3 protein-coding genes and 1 pseudogene are annotated in these 6,551 nt (G+C 64.7%); 3 read left to right on the forward strand and 1 reads right to left on the reverse strand.

The window, feature by feature from the left end:
- Positions 1 to 17: 17 nt before the first annotated feature.
- A pseudogene (locus G3436_RS22555) lies at positions 18 to 2,416 on the forward strand (TonB-dependent siderophore receptor).
- A gap of 56 nt (positions 2,417 to 2,472) precedes the next feature.
- Here G3436_RS22555 and G3436_RS22560 read toward each other — a convergent pair.
- Positions 2,473 to 3,888: an amino acid permease gene (locus G3436_RS22560; RefSeq protein WP_163949655.1), complete on the reverse strand. Its 1,416-nt coding sequence runs from the start codon at positions 3,886 to 3,888 to the stop codon at positions 2,473 to 2,475.
- 359 nt (positions 3,889 to 4,247) lie between these two features.
- Here G3436_RS22560 and G3436_RS22565 point away from each other — a divergent pair, with 359 nt between their 5' ends.
- Together G3436_RS22565 and G3436_RS22570 are read left to right on the forward strand one after the other, a co-directional pair.
- Positions 4,248 to 5,660 (forward strand): aminotransferase-like domain-containing protein, encoded by a 1,413-nt coding sequence (locus G3436_RS22565; protein WP_163949678.1) that lies wholly within the window; start codon positions 4,248 to 4,250, stop codon positions 5,658 to 5,660.
- A gap of 80 nt (positions 5,661 to 5,740) precedes the next feature.
- On the forward strand, positions 5,741 to 6,361 hold the full coding sequence (locus G3436_RS22570; protein WP_163949680.1) for a LysE family translocator: 621 nt from the start codon (positions 5,741 to 5,743) through the stop codon (positions 6,359 to 6,361).
- Positions 6,362 to 6,551: the final 190 nt, after the last annotated feature.

Below are 6,551 nucleotides of genomic sequence, written 5' to 3' on the forward strand. Positions count from 1 at the left end.
GTTGCTCCGCCCCCTGCCTGCGGCCATCCGCGTCCGCCCTGCTAAGCCTTGCCCTGAGCGCCCTGCGTCAGCCCGCTGACCCAGGCCGCCAGCCCCTCGCCACTGGACACCCACAGCAGCCGCAGCTACCACGATCGCCCCCGGCCCGCTGGGGCGCCACCCTGTCGCGCTTCGCCGTGGACGCCGGCATCGCGCTGTCGTTCCAACCCGCCTTGACCGAAGGTCTGGTCAGCCCGGGGCTGGTCGGCACCTATTCGGTCAGCGACGCCATCGCACGCCTGCTGCAAGGCAGCGGCCTGCAATTGCAGGCCCGCAGCGATTGGCAGCTCACCCTGGTGCCACGCCCCGACGCCAGCGACGCGGGCCTGACGCTGGACGCCACCACGGTCAACGCCCGCCCCTGCCCCCCGGCAGCGACCTGCCCGTCGAATACGCCGGTGGCCAGGTGGCGCGTGGCGGGCGCCTGGGCCTGCTGGGCAACACCGATGTGATGGACGCGCCCTTCAGCGTCAGCAACTACACCGCCACCCTGATACAGGACCAGCAAGCGGTGACCGTGGCCGATGTGCTGGAGCGTGATTCTTCGGTGCGCTCCACCGGCCAGGCCGGCGGCATCGTCGACTCGTTCTTCATTCGCGGCTTCCCCATCGGCGAAGGCAACCTCGGCGAACTGGCCTTCGACGGCGTATACGGCGTGGCCCCCAACTACCGCGTGTTCACCGACTACGCCGAACGCATCGAGGTGATCAAGGGGCCCGGCGCGTTGCTCTACGGCATGTCGCCCAACAGCGGCGTGGGTGGCGTGATCAACCTGGTGCCCAAGCGCGCCCTGGACGACGACCTGACCCGCTTCACCGCCAGCTACGCCAGCGACGCGCACCTGGGCGGGCATGTGGATGTGAGCCGGCGCTTCGGTGACGAGCGCCAGTTCGGCGTGCGCATCAACGGCAGCACCCAGCAGGGCGACACCGCCATCGACAAGCAGTCGCGCGAAGTCGACATCGGCGCCATCGCCCTGGATTACCGCGGCGAGCGCCTGCGCGCAAGCCTCGACCTGATCAGCCAGGTCGAGGCATTCGACGCGCCGTCGCGGCCGTTCCTGGTCGCCCGCGGCGTCGAGGTTCCTTCTGCCGCCAATGGCCGCAGCAACGTGACCCAGGACTGGGGCTGGTCCGAAACCCGTGACAAGGCGGCGCTGCTGAGCGCCGAGTACGATGTCAACGAGGCCTTGAGCGTGTTTGCCCATGCCGGCGGCGGCCGTTCGGACGTGGACCGGATGTCGGACCAGACGCCCACCCTGCTCAACAGCGCCGGCGACACCTCGTCAGTGCCCGGCTATTACAAGTTCGAAGTCGAACGCTACACCGTCGATGCCGGCGCGCGCCTGCGTTTCGACACCGGCCCGGTGCACCACAGCACCAGCCTGCAGGCCACTCGCTACCGCGACGAGCTGTCGCGCGGGATCATTTCCGGCGCGCCGATTCTCTCGAACCTGTACCACCCCAGCGACCGTCCCAAGCCGTCGATCGCCACGCCCGATGCGCTCAAGGTGTCGGCCACCGAACTCTCCGGCGTGGCCCTGGCCGACACCCTGTCGGTGCTCGAGGATCGCCTGCAGGTGACCCTGGGCCTGCGCAACCAGCGCATCGAGTCGCACAACTACAACAGCGCCGGCGCCGTCACCACACGCTATGACCAGAGCGAAACCACCCCCATGGCCGGCGTGGTGATCAAGCCCTGGGAACATGTATCGCTCTACTACAACTACATCGAAGGCCTGAGCAAGGGCGACACCGCACCGGCCACGGCAGCGAACTCGGGCGAGGTCTTCGCCCCGTACATTTCGCGCCAGCAGGAAGTCGGCCTGAAAGTCGACTACGGCACCTTCACCTCGACCCTGAGCCTGTTCCAGATCAGCAAGCCCAGCGGCGAGCTGAGCAACGGTGTGTTTTCGGTACAGGGCGAGCAGCGCAACCGTGGCGTGGAGCTCAACGTGTTCGGTGAGGTGGCCCAGGGCACGCGCCTGCTGGGTGGGGTGACGCTGCTGGACGCCGAACTGACCAAGAGCGCCACGGCGGCCAACCGTGGCAATACGCCGGTGGGCGTACCCGAGGTGCAGGCCAACCTGTGGGCCGAATGGGACACCCCCTGGGTGCAAGGCCTGACCCTCACCAGCGGCGCCATCTATACCGCCAGCCAGTACGTGGACCAGGCCAACACGCAGGAGCTCGACCCCTGGACCCGCTTCGACGTGGGCGCGCGCTACAGCACCCGCATCGCGCAGCACCCCACCACGTTGCGCGCCACCGTGCAGAACGTGTTCGACCGCGAGTACTGGTCGGGGGTGGCCTCCTACGGGGCGATCTCGCTGGGCGCCCCGCGCGCGCTGCAACTGTCGGCCAGCGTCGATTTCTGAGCAAAAAAAAACCAGGGCCGCCCAGGCCCTGGTTTTTCTGTCGGCGGGGTTACCCGTCAGTTCTTGAGCTGCTTGGCCGCACGGATGTGCATGTAGCCACCCATCAGCGCCACCACAGCAGCCGCCGCGCCAGTGGAAATCACCAGCACCTGGTAGTCCGGCACGAAGGCCATGGTCACCAGGCAACCGATGATGAACACGATCACCAGGTAGGTCAGCCACGGGAACAGCCACATCTTCAGGCGGATCTGCTTGCCCTCGGCTTCCAGCTTGCGGCGCATCTTCAGTTGCGAGAAGGCAATCACCAGGTACACCAGCAAGGCGATCATGCCGGTGGTGTTCATCAGCACGTCCAGCACGTCTTTGGGGCGCAGCGTGTCGCTGAAGTTGATCAGCGCCACGAACACGGCCACCGAGCACGAACCGATGATCGCAAACACCGGCACGCCGGTACCGGCACGGGTGATCTTGAAGAACGACGGCGCATCGCCACGGGTCGACAGCGAGAACAGCATGCGCGACGCAGTGTAGTGCGCCGAGATCAGGCAGCTGCTCACCGAGGTCAGTACCACGAAGTTCATCACCAGTTCAGCACCCGGGATACCCAGCAGCTCCAGGGTACGGCGGTACGAACCGTAGCCCGACTGGCCCATCAGCGGGTCGTTCCACGGCACCAGCGCGACGATCAGGAAGATCGAGCCGACATAGAACAGGCACACGCGCCACACCACCGAGTTGGTCGCCTTGACGATCTGCTCGGACGGGTTCTTCGACTCGGCGGCCGCGATGGTCACGATCTCTGCGCCGAGGAAGGCAAACATCACCCCGAGCATGGCCACCACCACGGCCTCCATGCCGTTGGGCATGAAGCCCTGGGCGGTGAGGTTGCTGAGGCCGTGCACCTCACCGGTGGGCCACAGGTTGACCACCGCCATGCCGCACACCACAAGGAAGCATATGATCGCCACCACCTTTATCAGTGCGAACCAGAATTCGAACTCCCCGTAGTGCTTGACGTTGAAGAAGTTGACGCTGATCAGCACCAGCGTGGTGGCCAGCACGAACACGTTGACGCTGACCGACGGGAACCAGCCGTGCAGGATCTTGCCGGCGACGTAGGCTTCCCAGGCCATCAGGATCACCCAGAACCACCAGTACAGCCAGCCGATGGTGAAACCCGCCCAGCGCCCGATGGCACGCTCGGCATAGGTGGAGAAGGAACCGGTGTCGGGCGACGAGGTGGCCATTTCACCCAGCATACGCATGATCAGCACCACCAGGATGCCACCGGCCAGGTACGCCAGGATGGCGGCCGGGCCCGCGCTGTGGATCACGCTCCCCGAGCCCACGAACAGTGCACCGCCGATCACCCCGGCGATGGACATCATGGTCAGGTGGCGCGACTTGAGCGAAGCGCTAAGCTTGCTCTCGTGCTCCACCTTGGAGGCTGTGGTATTGGATGTTGCGTCCATCAGTAGTCTACCCCTTGTTTTTCTTTTTCCTGCGAACACGCAATACCGGCAATTGCCGGGCTCCGATGCTCGTCAGTGTCTGATTGTGTACGGGATGGATCGCGCAACCCGGCGGGCGCAAAGGGCCTTGAAGGTTGGCAATCGTGCTGTGCACGCCAAGGGCTAACCCTGTGCGCGATTGATCTGGCCTCTCAACATGCTTTAGCTGGCGATAACAGACCCCTAATGTAAAAATGTACGACACAGAGAGCCATGCACAGCGCCGTGAAATATGCACTGCACTGTACAGGCCGCCGATGCAGTACACCCCGTCCCCTGCAGGCGCCTGGCGTTACGCACCCCTGAAGGCACAGCCACACATGCTTGAATTACGACCCGACTCTTCGCCCCCGCTCGTCAACCAGATCATCAACGGGTTGCGTGAGTTGATCGAGAACCAGACCCTCAAACCCGGCGCCAAGGTGCCCTCGATCCGCGCCTTCGCCGCCACCTATTCGGTCAGCACCTTCACCGTGGTGGAAGCCTACGATCGCCTGGTGGCCCAGGGCCTGCTGGTGAGCCGGGGCAATGCCGGTTTCTTCGTCAACCGTGCGGTCAGCGAGCGCATCGAAAGCCAGGCCAGCGAGGCCGAGCCGGGCAAGCCAGAGTTCAATTCCGAGTGGTACCTGCAACAGATCTTCGAAAGCCGCCAACTGACCTTCAAGCCGGGTTGTGGCTGGCTGCCCAATGACTGGATGTTCGAGGACGGATTGCGTCGCGGCATGCGCCAGGTGGCCAGCAGCGTGATGGAGCTGAGCGGTTACGGCGACCCGATGGGCCTGCTTGAATTGCGCACCCTGACCGCGCAGAACCTGGAGCAGGACCAGCGCATCGTCGCCAGCCCCGCCCAACTGATGCTTACCCACGGCGCCAGCCAGGCGCTGGACCTGGCGGTACGCACCCTGGTGCGGCCGGGCGATGTGGTGCTGGTCGACGACCCCGGTTACCCGAACCTGATGAGCATCCTGCGGTTTCAGGGCGCCACCCTGATCGGCGTGCCACGCACCCCCAGTGGCTACGACCTGGAGCACCTCGAACAGTTGTTGGCGCACCACCGCCCCACGGTGTTCTTCACCCAGCCGCACCTGCACAGCCCGACGTGCTCGCGTACCCCGCTGGCGCAGTTGCATCGCCTGCTGCAACTGTCGGCCCAGCATGGTTTCCGCCTGGTGGAGAACAACCTGTATGCCGACATGGTGGCCGAGCCGCAGCCGTGCCTGAGCAGCCTCGACCACCTGCAACAGGTGGTGTACGTGGGCAGCTACTCCAAGAGCATCTCGCCCAACGTGCGCGTGGGCTACATGCTGGCCAACACCGAACTGATCCAGCAACTGCTGCAGCTTAAAATGCGTTCGGGCCTGACCACATCCCAAGTGATGGAGCGCGTGGTGTACGCCGCGATCACCGACGGGCGCTGGCGCAAGCACCTCAAGCGCCTGCGCCAGCGCCTGGCCGAGGCACATCAGGAGGTCAGCCGGCAGCTTGGCCGGTTGGGCTTCGAGATCTTCGTCGAGTCGGACGAAGGCATGTACCTGTGGGCCCGCCACCCGCAGATCGCCAACAGCGCGGCGCTGGTGGACGATGCGCTGGAGCGCGGCATCATGCTGGGCCCGGGGCAGTTGTTCATGGTCGACTCCCAGGCGACCGGCTGGATGCGCTTCAACGTGGCCTTCAGCACCGACCCGGTGTTGTGGCAGCAGTTGGAAAAACTGTTTGGCAAGCACACGGCCTGAGCTGCGCAATTTTATTCAATACACCGCCCTGATCGCCGCCCCACACTTCGCGGACCTCTATCCACTGAAGTGAAGGTTACATGGAGCAGTTCTTGATGATTGCGGCGGCCCATTTTCTGGCATTGCTTTCGCCTGGGCCGGATTTTTTCCTGGTGGCGCGCACCTCGCTGGCGGTCAGTTGGCGCGTGGCCAGTGGGGCGTGCCTGGGCATTGCGTTGGCCAATGGCGTGTTCATCGTCGCGGCGTTTGCCGGGGTGTCGGTGCTGCAGCCCGAGAGTGGGCTGTTCAGGGTGTTGCAACTGACGGGGTGTGGCTACCTGCTGTACCTGGGTGTGCTGTTTATCCGGCATGCCGGTGGCAGCACGCTGGAGCTTGACCCAGCGACGCCGGCGCCGGCGTCCAGCTGGGTGCGGGCGTTTGGCATGGGTTTTGTGTCGGGCATTCTCAACCCGAAGAATGCGTTGTTCTATGCCAGCCTGGCGGCCATGTTGAGTGGGCCGTATGCCAGCGTGGGTTGGAAGCTGGTGTATGGCGTGTGGATGTTCAGCGTGGTGTTGCTGTGGGATGTGCTGGTGGCGGTGGTGATTGGCAATCGGCGTGTGCGTCGGCGTTTCGCCCGGGCGTTGCCGTGGCTGGAGCGTGCGTCGGGGGTGATGCTGGTGGTGTTGGCGTTGGGGGTGATTGGGGTGATGGTGTGGTGATAGGGTGTTTCACAGCTTCACTGCCACTGGCCCTTGAGGGCGCTGGAGATGTGTTGGCTGGCACATGGTTTCCACCAGGATCCCCGGTCAAACCCTTTTGAAAGCCCCGAATCACCTGCCTTGAAATTGCACTGGGGCTTGCAGGTGCATGTCTTGAATTCACCAGCGCTCTCAAGATCGAGCGCCGCCC

The sequence above is a fragment of the Pseudomonas brassicae genome (assembly GCF_010671725.1).
Classification (GTDB): Bacteria; Pseudomonadota; Gammaproteobacteria; order Pseudomonadales; family Pseudomonadaceae; genus Aquipseudomonas; species Aquipseudomonas brassicae.